Source organism: Marinifilum caeruleilacunae, assembly GCF_013141825.1.
Lineage (GTDB): Bacteria > Bacteroidota > Bacteroidia > Bacteroidales > Marinifilaceae > Marinifilum > Marinifilum caeruleilacunae.
The window spans coordinates 37,585-54,179 of sequence record NZ_RZNH01000022.1; the positions used below are offsets into that span (position 1 = coordinate 37,585).

Consider the following 16,595-nt stretch of genomic DNA (forward strand, 5'->3'; position numbering starts at 1 on the left):
GAATGGCTTATTTTACATCAAGCTCATGTTATTTATTATTTCTCAATTTTTTCAAATGAGGTAACAATTCCTCTTATTAGCGAAGAGGAAAAGCCCTGGTGTTCCATTTCATTCAATCCAACAATGGTACAACCCTTGGGCGTGGTTACTTTATCGATTTCCGATTCTGGATGATTGCTGTTTTTCTGAAGCATTTCTGCTGCACCTTTTACAGTTTGCGATACAATTTGATTCGCAGTATTGGCGTCAAAGCCAATCTGTATACCACCTTGTATCATGGCACGTATAAATCTGAAAACAAAAGCAATTCCGCAAGCTCCTAAAATGGTTGCAGCTTCCATCAATTCTTCATTGATAATAAGGCTTTCACCAACTGCATCAAATATGAATTTTACTTTTTCGGTCTGATTTTCATTGGAGTTTCTGCCACAAATACATGTTACCGATTCTCGAATATCTGCAGCAATATTTGGCATGGCACGAAAAACAGGGATTTTATGATCCAACATTTCTGATATTTCTGTTGTGCCTAAGCCTGTGGCCAAAGAAACCAAAGTATGTTTGCCCTCCTTTATTTCAGGTTTAATTTCCCTGATAATTTTGCCGACATTATAGGGCTTTACTGCAAGGAGTATAATGTTGGATTGTTGCACTGCATAAAGGTTGTCTGAAGTAATTTCGGCACCCAATTTCTTTAAATCTTCAATTACATGCAGTTTTCTTCGGGTTGCAATAAGGTTTTCGGAGTTAAAACTTTCATGTTCCAACAAACCTTTGGCAATTGATTTTCCCAAATTACCACATCCAATAACACAAATTTTTTCGTTTTTCATCTTTATCGTACTAGGGTAAAAGGTGTGAGTATGCTTTTAGCTTACATACAAATGTACAATTTTACCTGAGTTAGAGAAGCTTATACCCAAGGAAAATATGTCTGCGAATGAACTCAAACCTGATGCTTTCTTAAAATTATTTTTATTCTTAAAAAAAATGTCATACTTTTGATAAATCGATTTAGTAAACCGATTTAGTAAAAGCGAAAACCTTTGAAAAAGAAATCAATTAAAGATATAGCACAAGAGCTTGGCCTATCCAAAACAACAGTTTCATTTGTTTTGAATAATAAGGGTGATGAAAAAAATATCAGTAAGAAAACCCAGGAAAAAATTCTTGCCTACGTGCGTGAAGTAAATTATCAGCCCAACCAAATTGCAAAAAGTTTGAAGAAAGGCACAACGCATACCATTGGGTATTTGGTTCCTGATATTTCGAATCCATTTTATGCAAAAATTGGACGATTAATAGAAGATGTATTGGCTGATAAAGGATATCACCTTCTTATTGGCAGCACCGACGAGAAGCAAGAGAAGGAGGATGCACTGCTAAATATGTTTGTAAACCGACAGGTTGATGGTTTGATTTTAGCCTCCACTTTTGAAAATTTGGGGATGCTTAAAACTTTATCGGCTCAACGATTTCCAATGGTGTTTTTCGATCGGGAACATCCTGATTTTATTGGCAATTACATTTTGGTTGAGAATAAAAATGCCATGAAGGAGGCAGTAAATACTGCTATAAATAAAGGAGCAAAGAAAATTGGGCTTTTATCTATAACACCAAATATTTATTCCTTAAAGTTAAGGATAGACGGATATCGTGAATCTCTGGTTGAGAACCAGCTAAATGTCGACGAAGATCTTATGCGAATTGTTGATAACAGCAGGATTAAAGAGAGTACGCAAGAGGAGTTGAATTATTTAATGGATAAGGATGTTGATGCCGTTGTGTTTACCAATAACCAGATTACTGCACTGGCACTTTGGGCAATGAATATCAATCACAAAGATAAAATCGATTCAGTAAGGTTTGTCAGTTTTGATAACCTGGATTTATTCGATTACTCAAATCCGAAGGTCAATTCAATTGCTCAGCCAATAGATAGCATTGCAAATCATCTTGTTGATATCTTGCATGAAGTGATGCAATCAACTGAAAGAGTGAGCAAAAGAATTGTATTAGAACCTAAATTAATAGAACGATTATAATTAATTATTTATGAAAGAAAAATCTTCAATTGCGAAAATCCTACCCGTAATGTTCGGGTTTTTTATCATGGGATTTGTTGATGTTGTTGGTATTGCAACCAATTATGTGAAATCTGATTTTCAGTTAAGCGATACATTGGCGAATATTTTGCCTGTTATGGTATTTGCGTGGTTCCTTGTTTTTTCGGTACCTACTGGCTTATTGATGAATAAAATTGGTAGAAAAAATACGGTTTTACTGAGTATGGCTGTTACTTTTCTTGCAATGCTTGTACCATTAATTTCGTATAATTTTGCCGTAATTCTTGTGGCTTTTGCACTTTTGGGTATTGGGAATACCATTATTCAGGTGGCTTTAAATCCTCTGCTAACCAATGTAGTTTCGGGAGAAAAATTAGCCAGCAGCTTAACTTTGGGACAATTTGTAAAAGCAATTGCTGCTTTCTTAGGACCTATTATTGCTGGTTTTGCAGCTGGTAGTCTGGGCAATTGGAAATTGATCTTTCCTCTTTATGCTGGAATCACTTTAATTTCAACTTTATGGTTGTGGATGACCTCAATCGATAAAGAGGAGCAGGAAGAGAAGAATGTATCGGTTATTGGTTGTTTTAGCTTGTTAAAAGATAAATATATACTTGCCTTTTTTATTGGTATTCTTTTAGTTGTAGGTATCGACGTTGGTTTAAATGTAACCATTCCTAAATATTTAATGGAAAGATGCAGCATTCCTTTGGACCAGGCGGCTTTAGGAATCAGTCTTTACTTTGTTGCCCGTACAGTAGGAACATTCTTAGGTGCAATTATCCTGGCAAAATATGCTCCTGGTAAAATTTTTATTTACAGTGTAATTCTTGGAATCCTTGGGTTTATTGGTATGTTGGTGGTAAGTAATCTTATATTGCTATCGGTATTTATTTTTATCGTAGGTTTTGCTTGTGCTAACTTATTCTCAATTATTTTCTCATATGCACTTAAAAGACAACCAGAAAGAGCAAACGAAGTATCAGGTTTAATGATTATGGGTGTATCGGGTGGTGCAATTGCACTATTCCTTGGAGTTGTTTCAGATGCAGTAGGAAGTCAAATTGGTGGTGTAATTGTACTGTTGGTATGCTTGCTATACTTCTTGTACCTGGGTAATCTTTTTGCAAAGACAGATAAAAAATAATCGATAAAGAGTAGAGTAAAATGAATATTTGGAGAGATGAAAGAGTTGTAATGACTCTTGATGCAGGAGGTACAAACTTTGTGTTTTCGGCAATGAAAAGTGGGGAAGAGATTGTTGAACCAATTCGTAAGCCTTCCAATGCAGATCAACTTGATTTGTGCTTGAAGACCATTGTTGATGGCTTTCAGGAAGTGTTGGGACAATTGAATGAAGCTCCGGTTGCCATTAGTTTTGCATTTCCTGGACCGGCAGATTACAAAAATGGAATCATTGGCGATTTGCCTAATTTATCTGCTTTTAGAGGTGGTGTAGCCTTAGGTCCTATGTTGCAGGAAAAGTTCAATATTCCTGTGTTTATTAATAACGATGGTGATCTTTTTGCCTATGGTGAAGCACTTGGAGGTGTTTTACCTGAAATCAATAGCAATTTGGTGAAGGCAGGAAGCCCTAAAAGATATAAAAATTTAATTGGTGTAACCTTAGGAACCGGATTCGGTGGTGGATTGGTACACAATGATGAATTGTTGATTGGTGACAACTCCATTGCCACAGAAGTTTGGTTAACAACCAGTCGTACATTTCCAGAACGTTTTGCAGAAGAGGGTATTAGTACGCGAGCAATTCAGCGCGAATTTCTATCAAGAGCAAAAGGAGAATATAGCAAGGAATTAATGCCAAAAGATGTGTACGATGTAGCTATGGATGAGACGCATGCAGATAAAGATGCTGCACTGGAATCGTTCAGAATATTTGGTAAATGCCTGGGAGATAGTTTGGCCAATTTGCTTACAATTACCGATGGTATTGCTGTAATTGGTGGTGGCTTAACAGGAGCGCACGATTTGTATATGCCTGCCGCATTGGAAGAAATGAATGGCAAGTGTTTTACCTCAAATGGGGAATCTTTACCAAGGTTGGTTCAGAAAGTCTACAATATCGATAATGAGGATGAATTTGCAGAGTTTGCGGCAGATCACTCAACAGATATTAAAATTCCTGGTACAGAAAAGACAATAAAATATGATCCAAACCCTCGTTTGGCTGTGTGCTCTAGTAAACTTGGGGCAAGTAAAGCCATTGGAATTGGAGCTTATGCATTCGCATTAAAGAATTTGTAGTAGTAGTGTGATATCCGGATCGAGGAGCTTCGGCAACTCTTTCCGGATTTATCAAAAGATGCAAGTTTAAAAGTTAGTTAAAAAAAAATCCCTGATGTAGTTCAACTGCATCAGGGATTTTTATTTGCTACGATATTTCCTTACTCACAATATCCTTAAAGGAATATTGATACTCTTCGTTGTAGAATTTTAAATACAGTTTCCTGTAATGCTCAAATGTTTCGATTGCCAGACTGTGTTTGCCTTGAGTAGCGAGCAGGCAACATTTAGTTTTTAAGGCAGTTTCGTTCATTTGGTCAAATTCAAATATTACATTTGAAATTGCCAGGGCGATGACTTTATCGGTTTTAGAATCTTTAATGATTTCTTCCAGAGTACCAACAATCATGCCTGTGTTAAAATCTTTAAATGAATCCAGCCATTCTGGAAAAATATCTCTTAGCATGGCACCACGCTGAAGGATAATAATTATTTCTGCAAGGTTTTCAATTTTTCCTTGTTCACGAATGGATTTGATTCCTTTCTGCACATAGTCAAGATCACAGAAAATATTTTCAGGAAGTGTAATTTTCCAGTAATTGTTGTCGAAAATAATCTCGGTTCCAGGTAAATCTTCAAGAATACCGCGTAGTTTTTTAATATTAACACCACGGTTGTTTTTGGCTTTACTTTCCGATTTATCGGGCCACAAATATTCCTGAATTCTCTTGGAAGAGATTCCTTTTCCTTCGTTAATAGTATTCAAAAGAATAAGCAGGAACAATTCCTTAAGTGTGGGGCTAAATCGATAAGTGATATCTTTTGCTTTCTCATCAAACACCTGGAAACCACCAAACATGATAATGGCATTGTTTTTTGGTATTTCGTAATCTGATATTGGAGCTTCAAAAATATCTGGTGATGTATATACTTTATACTCACTTTTGTTTTTCTTCTCTTTTTCCTTACGGATTTTTCTCACAATTAAAGCGACAAAAAGGACAAGAACAACAGCCAGTATGGTATAGAAAATTTTGACCGGCATTGGTAGGCCAACACCGTTAATGTTAAAGTCATCTTTATTTCCTGGTTCGTAACTTATGGTGTAGATATTTACCTCATGGGTCTCATCTTCAGTTTGATGAGAAGTGATGGCAATCAACTTATTTTCACTGTTCCAGTAATATAGATCGGCAAAGGACTCAATATCAAGAAAATTGTATGGTATGCTGTCGCCAATAAAAACAATTCTTGGTTCGTGAACAAATCCTTTAATTGCTCTTAGATAGGTATTTTGTTTAGTCGATGGAAACATTAATGTGTAGAAGCTACTGTCGCTTGCATTGAGCTTCATGCTATTTATTGGCAGGAACTGGAATTGTTCGTCACACTCGTAATCCCACAGGTGCTTAATTTTTTTCTTCTCGAAATCAATTTTGTACAAATCGTAATAGAATTCCTTGCCTAAAATTTGCTTCCCCATAGAGTTACCCAATCCCCCAAATAGGAAAACTGTATTTGGGTTTTTTTCCGATTTTCCAAGAGATGCAAGATACCTGGGCTGAATGGTGTCGCCAGAAAATTCAATTTTATTCCAGCTGTTTTGCTCAGTGTCAAACGACAGGATATCATTGAAATAAGAATAATATCCATATCCACCAATGGTAGTAATTTTGCCGGTTTCGGGATGTAATAATTTGTTGTGATGCCAAAATCTTGGAGCATCATGAACCGAAGATTCAACATTTCGACTCCAGGTATTAGTGTTTGTATCCAGAGTAGATATCAAATTTTTGTTGAAACTGTAGGTGCTGATATTTCCATTCTTGTCATAAATAATTTGCTGCGCCTTTTCGAAACATGGAAAACCCTTTACTTCTTCCTTCAGTTTCGATAGGGTTTTGTTTAATGGATTGAACGATTGAATACTTCCATCCATGAAAATGAAATTGATTAGCTCTTTTTCTTTGTCGTAGAGCAAAGAGGGAAGTGTTGGGAAATTTAAAGATTTGATTTTTACCCATTCGTTATGGTAATCCACAACCCAGTCAGGATTAAATACCTTGGCCGACTTGCTCGAGAGTACATCCTTCACCAATGAGTTGTTTGTCTTTTTTAGAGGCCAAAGATGTCTTGGTGCTCCATCAATTCTTACACTAATATCCTTTACGGATATGGATGGAACTTCATCGATAAAAAATCCATATTTATTGACAACACCAAGCGATAGTGCAAAGTCCGAATTTTGAGGAAAACTGATGTCCGATTCTAATTTTTTATCTTCAAATAAGAGATTAATTTTATCATTAACCGCATCTATATGTATCTCAAAATCAATCCATCTGTTGTTTTTGATTTTTTCATCCTCCAGGTTAAGATGAAATTTCGTTGTGCGCTTGTTATGAATGACAAAAATATCTGGTTTGCGATAGGTAACCTGTATTAAATTTTTGCTTTGATTTTCTTTTAAGGATAAGATTTCACCATAGTGGGTTTCCGATTCACGAAATGATAGCTTAAAGTGAATCGTAAAATCGGTGATATAGGATATGTTGCCATTGTGGGTAATATCTATACCAGTCCTATTCTCCTTGGTTACTTCGTTGGACTTAAAGTATATGCCATGATCTGCCATCAGATCAGGTACAAAAAATAGTAAGAGAATTAAGCAATTTATTAATCGCATAATTTAATGAGAGGCTTGGTTAATAATTAAAACGTCGTGTGTGAGTACCAAAGATATTTAAATCTATTAAGACTAAGAAGAAAGATGCTATAAAATAGTATTAAAAGTGCCAATTTATAAGGCTTTTTGGATAATTACACTTGAAAAAATGTCACTAACTTTTACGAAATTTTAAAAGATTTGTATGATATTACCAAACTAAAGCTTCGCATCGGGTAATAGCACGAAATCCTCTTCTAAAATGCGATGATTATAAAAAACAGATTAATTCTCCCAAACTCCCTAAAAACAAGCAAATACAGCAAGGTTAATGCATTTCGCGAGGCGATTAATTCAATATTAATCGTGAATTAATACGATTGCGCTAATATTGGTTTCAGAAAAAATTCACATGATTTTTTTGTTCATTGTATAATTAATATTTACTAACTATGAAGAAATGCTATTTAAGTAATCTTCATTCCATCTTAACTAACCCATTAAGTTTTGGAAGGAAGATTAGTAGTTTAGCCTTGCTTGTTGCAGTATTAAGTTCGCCTTTTGCTGCAAATGCAAACGTTAACAGTCTATCTGAAGACAATTCAGCAGTAGCTGTACAGAAATCTGTAACAGGTACGGTAACTGAAGAGTCTGGAATGTCACTGCCAGGTGTATCTGTTGTTGTAAAAGGTACAACTGTTGGTACGGTAACCGATGTTGATGGTAAATACGAAATTGCTGCTGATGAATCGGGAGTATTGGTATTTAGTTTTGTCGGAATGACAACTCAGGAAATTACTGTAGGTTCTCAAACAGTAATTGATGTAGTGATGGCAGCTGATGCTTTACAAGTAGACGAAGTTGTTGTTACTGCCTTAGGTATTAAAAGAGAAAAGAAAGCTCTTGGTTATGCCGTTCAGGATGTAAAAGCAGATGAGTTAACCCAAACAGGTAATTCTGATCTTGTAAGTTCATTACAAGGCAAGGTTGCCGGTGTGCAGATTAGTCAATCTGGTGGTGGTGTAGGTGGTACATCAAGAATCGATATCCGTGGTTCCAGTTCATTACTTGGTAACGATGAGCCATTATGGGTTGTTGATGGTGTGCCATTTAGTAATGGAAGCGGCCGCGATGGTAGTGTTTGGGGCGGTACGTCTCGTGCAGGTGGTGCTTTCGATTTGAACCCGGAAGATATTGAATCAGTTTCAATCCTGAAAGGTCCTAATGCTGCTGCTCTTTACGGTGAGCGTGGTGGTAATGGTGTTGTTTTGGTTACTACTAAAAAAGGAACAAGAGGTAAAGGTCTTGGTATTACTTATTCTGGTGGTTATACCATTTCTGAAGCAGCTTACATGTTAGATCTTCAGGACAAATATGGTCAAGGTAACAATGGAGTATATGATAAGAATGCAACAGCTTCATGGGGACCAGAAATGACAGGTCAGATGTTAGAGTCATGGACTGGCGAAACCATTCCATATGAATTACAAAAAGATCGCTTAAAAGATTTCACAAGAACAGGAACCAACCAAAAACACAGTTTGGCGTTCACTGGTGGAAATGATAAAGGTACTTATAGAGTTTCTTTAGGAAAAGATATCCTTAATGGAATTTACGAAGACCATAAAGTTGAAAAAGTAACTTTTGATTTAAGAGCTGACTATGATATCAACAATTGGTTAAATGTTGATGCTAAGGTATCTTTCTTCAACACAAAAGGTAAGGAACGTCCTGAAATTGGAAACTATTCATATGTTTCATACTTCAATACCATGCCAATGAATATTCGCAACCAGGATTTGGCTCCAGGTTATGAAATTCTTGGTGGACAGCATGTTGAAAAATTGTATACAACTGCAAATGCAAATTATAGAAACCCTTATTTTCTTCAGGCGCAAACAACCAACAAGGATGAAAGAAACAGAACCTTCGGTTATATCGCAGCGAATGTAAAAATAACATCCGATTTAAAGGCAAAATTTAAATACGGTATGGATAGCTACAGTTTCGAAGCACTTGAAGGTTATTTATTTGCTGATAATGTAGATTCTAGTCGTCCAAATTATAATCCTTTACAATCGAACTTTAAGGAAGAGAATTACGAATTCTTGTTAAGCTATAACAAAGATCTTAATGAAGATTTCACAATTGGTTTGAACTTTGGTGCCAATAGCATGAAGAGCAGAATGAAGCAATTGTCTTCTACATCGGGTCGCTTGACTTCTGAGAATGATTTCTTCCTGGGAGCTGGTTCAAATATTCAGTCTGCTGAAAGCATTACAGAAAAAGAAGTTCGCTCGGTATATGGTTTTGGACAAGTAGGATATAAGAACATGTTGTTCCTTGATTTTACGGCTCGTAACGACTGGTCTTCTACTTTGACTTCACAGACAGTTGATATGGATAACTCCTATTTTTATCCTTCTGTAAGTTTGAGTGCTTTGGTTTCTGAAATGGTTGATCTGCCTGATTGGGTATCCTTCGCAAAAGTAAGAACTTCATGGGCAAGATTAGGTAAAGCAACAGATCCGCACTTGGCAGCTGGCCAGGCATTTAATATTGGTAGTTGGAACTATAACCTGTCTACAGGTAATGTACCTTATCAAGGGGTTCAGGATGGTTTGGATCCAGAGTTGTCTGATTCATACGAGATTGGATTCGATTTGAGAATGTTCCAAAATAGATTAGGTGTTGATTTTACCTACTATAACGAAAAAACAAAGAATCAAATTGGGTACCTGGAAGCTGTTCAAAGTACAGGATATTCTGAAGTGCTATCGAATATTGGTGAAGTTTTGAATAAAGGTTTTGAGGTAATGGTTTCAACTGTACCTGTTAAAACAAATGATTTAACTGTTGGACTTGATTTTAACTTTGCTAAGAACAAAGGTACCTTAGAAAAACTTGCCGGTAGTGTGCCACGTGTTCCACATGGTATGGGCGTTTACTCGTACTTGAATCAAGACCTTGGTCAAATTGTTGGTAGTATCTATGCTCGTAACGAAAATGGTGATATCATTATCGACGAAAATGGTTTAATGACTACAGAACAAGGTGATGATCACGTAATTGGTAATCTGCAACCAGACTGGACCGGATCGATTAACCTAAGCGTTGATTATAAAGGATTGTACATGTCTGCCTTAGTTTCTATTCAAGAGGGTGGAGATATTCTTTCTTCATCGGAAAGAAGCGCAGTGAGTGCAGGTACAGCCGAAAGAACATTAGAAAATGACCGTATGGCTTTCTTTGTTGATGGTGTTGCTATGGATGGTGGACCAAACAACGTAATCATTTCGGCTGAGGAATATTGGAGACAATTGTCAAAAGTTGATGAAGAATTCATCTACGATGCATCTCACATGAAATTGAAAGAATTAGCTATTGGTTATAACATTCCAAAGTCAATTTTGAGTAAAATTCCTCATAATCCAATCAAATCTGCTCGTGTTTCAGTAGTAGGTAGAAACTTATTCTATTTCTATAAAGATACTCCAGGTACAGCACCGGATGCAAGTGCTTATAGCACTGATTATGCTGCACAAGCGTATGATTTCTCTCCGGTACCAGCTACCAGAACATATGGATTCTCGCTTAATGTTGGATTTTAATAGATAAAGAAATTTGTTATGAAAAAAATTAATATAATATTATTCGCATTAGGATTAATTATCCTGGGCAGTAGTTGCTCCGATGATTTTGGAGATATCAACACTCCTTCTGATGCGACCACCTCAGTAGAACCTAAGTTTTTATTTAATCCATTGGTTCAGGCGGTGTTTGACAACTATCAACGTAATGTAAACCTTTATCCTGATTTATATTCTCAGTATTGGGCGAATACCGTTTCTGGTTTTGCTTCACCACGTTATGAATATGTAGATGGATGGATTGGAAATCAGTGGAACGAGCACTATACAAAAGATTTACGTAGAGCGAATTCTATTCAAGATTTATATGGAGAAGATCCTTCATATGTTGACGCTATTGCAATCAAAGAAATTTGGATGTGTTACTGGTGGTCAAGAATTACAGATACATATGGTGATGTTCCTTATTTTGGAGCAGGTAGAACCGAAGCTGTTCCTTACCACTCACAAGCAGATATTTATACAGATTTATTTGCAAGATTAGACAAAGCAGTTAATGCCATTACAGGAAATGCAGATCAGTATGAGTATAACGATGGTTACGATCTGATTTATGATGGTGATGCAATGCAATGGCAAAAGTTTGGTAACTCTTTGCGTTTGCGTTTAGCAATGAGAATTGCAAATATTGATCCAACTAAAGCAGCTGCTGAAGCACAAGCAGCAGTAAGTGGTCCTGGAGGATTATTGGCAAGCAATGCTGATGTAGTTAAAGTTCCAATGTGGAGCCAGGGGTGGTACGATTATTTGCACCAAATGGCGTGGAACTGGAATAACATTCGTATGTCTAAAACTATGTCTGATTATTTATACAATCAATCAAGTGTGGGCGAAGATCCAAGAGCTCCAAAATGGTTTGCTTACCAGGTAGAAGGAGCACCAACTACTAAGGAAGATGCAGGTTTCGATCGTTATTATGGAATTGAGAATGGATACAATCTTGTTCCTTCGGATGCAGACGAAAACTATGCAACAATTAACCTTGAAGGTGGTTACATCGACTTTGTTGGAGATGGTGCTAATGATAAGATGTATTGCCCTGTAATGTTCTACTCAGAAGTTAAATTCCTTGAAGCAGAGGCTGCTATGAGAGGTTGGGTTTCAGGTGATGCAAATGCATTGTACCTGGAAGGTGTACAGGCATCTATGGATTATGTAGGTGTTGATTCAGGTGACGCAAGCGATTATATCGCAGGTTTGCCAACACTTTCTGGTGCTACCGAAGGCGATCTTAAGCAATTGATTACACAGAAGTGGATTGCTAACTTCCCGAATGGTGTTGAAGCATGGGCTGATTTCAGAAGAACAGATTATCCTGACATTACATTGCCACACGATGGTGTAAGTGGTAGTTCATCAGTTGCATCTGGAACATGGGTGAAACGTGTACGTTACCCAGACAATGAGCACCTGCAAAATGAAGCAAATATGCCTTCTTCTCTAAACACTTTAGATACAGACAGAATGGATACTAAAGTGTGGTGGGATACCGCTAATACCAAAGATAAAGATGGTAGTGGTTTAATGAATAGCAATTTGTAATAACCTAAATCTTTTAGAAGAATGAAATCATTTAAATTAAATATAAAATTGTGGTCTTACCTAGCTGCCTTTTTGATGGTATTTACCTTCGCAGCTTGTGATGATGACGACAATAAAGGAGGCACTTTCGATACTGCTTCTCTGGAAACATTAATTACCGAGGCTGAAACTCTTATTGAGACAACAGAAGAAGGAATTAATGCAGGTGATCAAAAACCAGGCTCAAAAGCCGAATTGCAATCTGTAATTGATTGGGTTCGTTGGAAAATAGATAATGCCGAAGCTCAGGCTGATATTTCTGATGCAGCAGTGAAATTACAGCGTTATATCGATATCTATAAAGCAAATGTTGTAGCAGTTGCTATGCCTTGGATTCAGCAGGAAAATGATACCTACATACAGATTTCTGATAATATCAAAACTGTATTGGGTGGAGCATGGACAATTGAATTGAAGTGTTACATTGTTGATCTAAACACAAAAGGCTATTCAAACAACTTATTTGCTGCTGAGCAAATGGGTCCTGATAGTGGTTTCGCTGCAAGATACTTTAGCGATGGTAAAATCCAGATCGTAACAGGAAATAGTAATTGGGTAGATTCAGGTGATCAGGCTGGACCTGGTACAATGAAGTCTGGAGAATGGATGGATGTTACTATGACCAGCGATGGAACTCACCACGAACTGTTTATAAACGGTGCAAAAGTGGCAGAAGTTGATAACACACACCTTTTGGCTGCTGATGCTCCTTTCGTTATCGGTAACAGCCCAACCTGGACCGATCGTGTATGTAATACCTTAGTGAAAGACTTCAGAGTTTGGAATTCGGTATTGGATGAATCAACCATTAATGCAAACAGAACTGCTTCATTCGAAGGAACAGAATCAGGACTTGTTTGTTACTTCCCATTGGGATCTGATCTTGGATCTGAATTTAGCGATGTAAGCGGGAACTATACTGCTAGCATTAAAGGGAAAGTAGAGTGGGTTGCTGAACCTCCGGTAATTGTTTTAGATAAAGCAAAACTTCAGGAAGCGATTCAGGAATTAACAGATTTCAAAGCGACAATTGTAGAAGGTGATCAGGATGGTGATTATCCTGCTGGTACTATTGCTTACATTGATGAGTTACTTGCTGATGCGAATGATGCTCTTGCGAACGAAGGTCGTCAATCTGCATTGGATGATAAAGCTGATGCTTTAGTGGCTGCAATCGAGGTAATCAACTCTATGTTGGTAGCTGATTCTGATGGTATTCTTGTTGACAGAGATGTAGCTTCAGCTATTGGTTTAAGAATTACTCCTAACTATACTCCTCAGGGCGATTATACTGTAGAGTTTAACGTAAAAGTGAAGAGCTTCTTCGGATACGGTACAGGTGAATTCTTTAACAATGGTGAATATGGTATCTGGGTATACGGATATACTGAATTGACCGAGGAAAATGTATTGAATACTGGTCGTCTTTGGAACTTTACCAATGCAGGTAACGGCTGGCAAGGTCCTAGAGCCGAGGCTCAGTCTATTAAGTCGGGTATCTGGCAACATGTTGCTATCGTTCACGACGATGCTGCAAGAACAACAACAATTTATGTTGATGGTGTAGCAAAAGGTGTTCAGGAAGATATAGGTGCTCCAAATGTATCTGGCTGGGGTGAAATGTGGCTAGGTAATGGCTGGGGTAAAATGGATGGTTACATCAAAGACTTCCGCTTATGGGATGTTGCTCGTGATGAAGCTGATCTTGATGCCGATATTGCTGGTAGCGAAGCAGGTTTGAATGTGTACTTACCACTTGATAGAGTAAAAGGGGTGAAGTTTGCAGACGAAACTGGAACTTACCAGGCACACATGAGAGGAATCTCTTGGAATGTTGTTGAAGACTAAGAACTAAATACAAATCAAATAGGAGCTGCCTTTTGGTAGCTCCTATTCCCAATTTAACAAGTGTAAATTAATCATAAAGTTACAGGTTAGCTTCTACCTAAAAAAGGAAGGATTGTTTTATAGCCTTTTCTCAAAAGGTGTACAAAAAAGAAATACCGAAGCATTAAGCTTATTATATATCAACCTTATTACTAAACCATACAGTAGAACCAAATGCAAAAATTAAAATCAATCAAAACACTAGGATTATCGTTGCTGTTAGGAGTATTTGCTTCCTGCCAATTATCAGGTGGAAACAATAACGATAATAGCTTAACTCAATATGTCGATCCATACATAGGGTCGGGCGGACATGGCCATGTGTTTGTTGGAGCCAGTGTACCTTTTGGTGCAGTTCAGGCAGGACCAAGTAACTTTCACAAAGGCTGGGATTGGTGTTCATCTTACCATTATTCCGACAGCATTATCAAAGGATTTTCGCATTTGCATTTAAGTGGAACAGGTTGTACCGATTTGGGCGAATTCTTAATTATGCCAGCAGTTGGCGAACTAAAAGTAAATCCTGGTTCACAGGAAAATCCCGAAGAAGGCTATGCTTCTTACTATAGCCATGATACCGAAAAGGCCGAAGCCGGATATTATAAAGTACATTTGGATACCTATAATGTAGATGTTGAAATGACAACAACAGAGCGTGTTGCCATGCATCAGATTAGCTATCCGAAATCAGATGAATCCAGGTTGATTATCGATTTAAAAGAAGGAAATGGCGACCAGGCTACTGAGACGTTCTTCCATAAAGTGAACGATACCATTGTAGCTGGATATCGTTTTTCGAAAGGATGGGCCGCCGATCAACGTGAATATTTTGCCATGGTATTATCAAAACCAATAAACGAGGTATTGGTTTACGATGGAGACAAAAAATTAAAAGGCGATGCTGGTAAAGGAAAAGCCATAAAAGCATTTCTTCAGTTCTCAACTAAATCTTTCGAGAAGGTTCAGGTTAAATTTGGAATGTCGCCTGTAAGTATGGAGAATGCATTGCTAAATATTAAAACCGAAATGCCAGCCTGGAATTTCAGTGAAATACTGGCATCAAATAAAGCAAAGTGGAACAAAGAACTCGAAAAAATTCAAATCGAGACCAAAGATGAGGAAGCCAAGCGAGTTTTCTACACAGCCATGTATCACACTTTAATTGCTCCAAACATTTTCGACGATGTAAATGGAGATTATCGAGGCACTGATAAAGAGGTTTACAACAATAAAAACAGAACAAATTATACACTGTTCTCTCTTTGGGATACCTATCGAACAGCACATCCGCTTTATACCATTACGCAGCCAGAAAGAGTACCTGATATGATCAATTCAATGTTGGAAATTTATCAGCAACAAGGAAAACTTCCTGTATGGCATTTGCGTGGTAACGAAACCAATACAATGGTTGGTTATAGCGCGGTTCCGGTAGTTGTAGATGCCTACTTGAAAGGTTTTAAAGGATTTGATGTAGAGCTTGCATACGAAGCTGTAAAGACAACAGCAATGGGCGATTTTGAGCCAGGCGTGAAAGAGTTGCAAAAGTATGGTTACATTCCTTGCGATATGATGCATGAATCGGTAGCAAGTGCGATGGAATATGCAATTAGCGATTGGGGAATTGCTCAAATGGCCCAAGCATTAGGCAAATCGGAAGATGCAAAGTATTTTACAGAAAGAGCAAAAGCATACGAAAAGTACTTCGACCCAAAAGACCGATTTATGAAAGGTCGCATGAAAGATGGTAGCTGGCGTACTCCTTTCGATCCAGTTTCGGCTCAGCACCGTGTGAACGATTATTGCGAAGGAAATGCATGGCAATACCTTTGGTTGGTGCCTCAGGATCCCGAAGGATTGATTCAATTGTTAGGTGGAGATAAGCCATTTGTTGCCAAATTGGATAGTCTGTTTTCTATCTCTTCCGAGCTGGAAGAAGGCGCTTCCGCGGATATTACTGGCCTGATTGGACAATATGCTCATGGTAACGAACCTAGTCACCATGTTACCTACATGTACGCTTATGCAGGCGAGCAATATAAAACTGCCGACAAAGTTGATTACATCTTAAACGAACTGTATACAGACCAGCCTGATGGCCTTTGTGGTAACGAAGACTGTGGACAGATGTCTGCCTGGTATGTCATGTCATCAATGGGCTTCTACCCGGTAAACCCATCTAACGGAGCTTATGTATTTGGTCGTCCTTTATTCGACCAGGTTAGTATCGATTTGGGAGAAGGTAAAAAGTTTACAATCAAAACAATTAATAATAACAAAGAGAATATTTATATTCAATCAGTAAAATTAAATGGTCAGGATTATAGCAAATCTTTTATTACCCACAAAGACATCATGATGGGTGGTGAGTTGCTATTTGAAATGGGCGCTGAACCAAACAAACAATTTGGTGCAAAACCTGAGGACAGACCAAAATCGATGGTATACTAAAATGTATGCCCTACTAATTTGACCGATTACAATTATAAAATTTATCAGGCC

9 protein-coding genes are annotated in these 16,595 nt (G+C 37.5%); 7 read left to right on the forward strand and 2 right to left on the reverse strand.

Going from position 1 to position 16,595, the window contains the following annotated elements:
- Positions 1 to 35: 35 nt before the first annotated feature.
- Entirely contained in the window at positions 36 to 833 is a 798-nt protein-coding gene (gene proC / locus ELS83_RS13320) for a pyrroline-5-carboxylate reductase (RefSeq protein WP_171596049.1), read from the reverse strand.
- A gap of 213 nt (positions 834 to 1,046) precedes the next feature.
- On the opposite strand from proC, the gene ELS83_RS13325 reads away from it, so the two are divergent.
- From ELS83_RS13325 to ELS83_RS13335, 3 genes are read left to right on the forward strand one after another with little or no spacing between them, the layout of a single operon-like run.
- The gene (locus ELS83_RS13325; protein ID WP_171596050.1) at positions 1,047 to 2,045 is read left to right on the forward strand and encodes a LacI family DNA-binding transcriptional regulator; all 999 of its coding nucleotides are present in this window, start codon (positions 1,047 to 1,049) and stop codon (positions 2,043 to 2,045) included.
- 10 nt (positions 2,046 to 2,055) lie between these two features.
- Positions 2,056 to 3,213, forward strand: a complete 1,158-nt coding sequence (locus tag ELS83_RS13330; RefSeq protein ID WP_171596051.1) for an MFS transporter — start codon at positions 2,056 to 2,058, stop codon at positions 3,211 to 3,213.
- Positions 3,214 to 3,233: 20 nt separating this feature from the next.
- On the forward strand, positions 3,234 to 4,331 hold the full coding sequence (locus tag ELS83_RS13335) for an ROK family protein (RefSeq protein WP_171596052.1): 1,098 nt from the start codon (positions 3,234 to 3,236) through the stop codon (positions 4,329 to 4,331).
- Positions 4,332 to 4,458: 127 nt separating this feature from the next.
- Here the strand turns inward: ELS83_RS13335 and ELS83_RS13340 are convergent, their stop codons facing one another.
- Positions 4,459 to 6,996, reverse strand: coding sequence for a Kelch repeat-containing protein (locus ELS83_RS13340; protein WP_171596053.1), 2,538 nt, complete (start codon positions 6,994 to 6,996; stop codon positions 4,459 to 4,461).
- A gap of 431 nt (positions 6,997 to 7,427) precedes the next feature.
- Here ELS83_RS13340 and ELS83_RS13345 point away from each other — a divergent pair, with 431 nt between their 5' ends.
- The 4 genes from ELS83_RS13345 (at position 7,428) to ELS83_RS13360 (ending at position 16,544) form a co-directional block, all read left to right on the forward strand.
- On the forward strand, positions 7,428 to 10,586 hold the full coding sequence (locus tag ELS83_RS13345; RefSeq protein WP_171596054.1) for a SusC/RagA family TonB-linked outer membrane protein: 3,159 nt from the start codon (positions 7,428 to 7,430) through the stop codon (positions 10,584 to 10,586).
- 18 nt (positions 10,587 to 10,604) lie between these two features.
- On the forward strand, positions 10,605 to 12,167 hold the full coding sequence (locus tag ELS83_RS13350; protein WP_171596055.1) for a SusD/RagB family nutrient-binding outer membrane lipoprotein: 1,563 nt from the start codon (positions 10,605 to 10,607) through the stop codon (positions 12,165 to 12,167).
- Between the two features lie 21 nt (positions 12,168 to 12,188).
- Positions 12,189 to 14,054, forward strand: a complete 1,866-nt coding sequence (locus tag ELS83_RS13355; RefSeq protein ID WP_171596056.1) for a LamG domain-containing protein — start codon at positions 12,189 to 12,191, stop codon at positions 14,052 to 14,054.
- A gap of 213 nt (positions 14,055 to 14,267) precedes the next feature.
- On the forward strand, positions 14,268 to 16,544 hold the full coding sequence (locus ELS83_RS13360; RefSeq protein ID WP_171596057.1) for a GH92 family glycosyl hydrolase: 2,277 nt from the start codon (positions 14,268 to 14,270) through the stop codon (positions 16,542 to 16,544).
- Positions 16,545 to 16,595: the final 51 nt, after the last annotated feature.

What these genes read in the sequence shown, in the direction of transcription:
- ELS83_RS13340 (WP_171596053.1), bottom strand. Translation starts at nt 6,996, where the DNA reads ATGCGATTAATAAATTGCTTAATTCTCTTACTATTTTTTGTACCTGAT.
- ELS83_RS13330 (WP_171596051.1), top strand. Translation starts at nt 2,056, where the DNA reads ATGAAAGAAAAATCTTCAATTGCGAAAATCCTACCCGTAATGTTCGGG.
- ELS83_RS13335 (WP_171596052.1), top strand. Translation starts at nt 3,234, where the DNA reads ATGAATATTTGGAGAGATGAAAGAGTTGTAATGACTCTTGATGCAGGA.
- proC (WP_171596049.1), bottom strand. Translation starts at nt 833, where the DNA reads ATGAAAAACGAAAAAATTTGTGTTATTGGATGTGGTAATTTGGGAAAA.
- ELS83_RS13345 (WP_171596054.1), top strand. Translation starts at nt 7,428, where the DNA reads ATGAAGAAATGCTATTTAAGTAATCTTCATTCCATCTTAACTAACCCA.
- ELS83_RS13355 (WP_171596056.1), top strand. Translation starts at nt 12,189, where the DNA reads ATGAAATCATTTAAATTAAATATAAAATTGTGGTCTTACCTAGCTGCC.
- ELS83_RS13360 (WP_171596057.1), top strand. Translation starts at nt 14,268, where the DNA reads ATGCAAAAATTAAAATCAATCAAAACACTAGGATTATCGTTGCTGTTA.
- ELS83_RS13350 (WP_171596055.1), top strand. Translation starts at nt 10,605, where the DNA reads ATGAAAAAAATTAATATAATATTATTCGCATTAGGATTAATTATCCTG.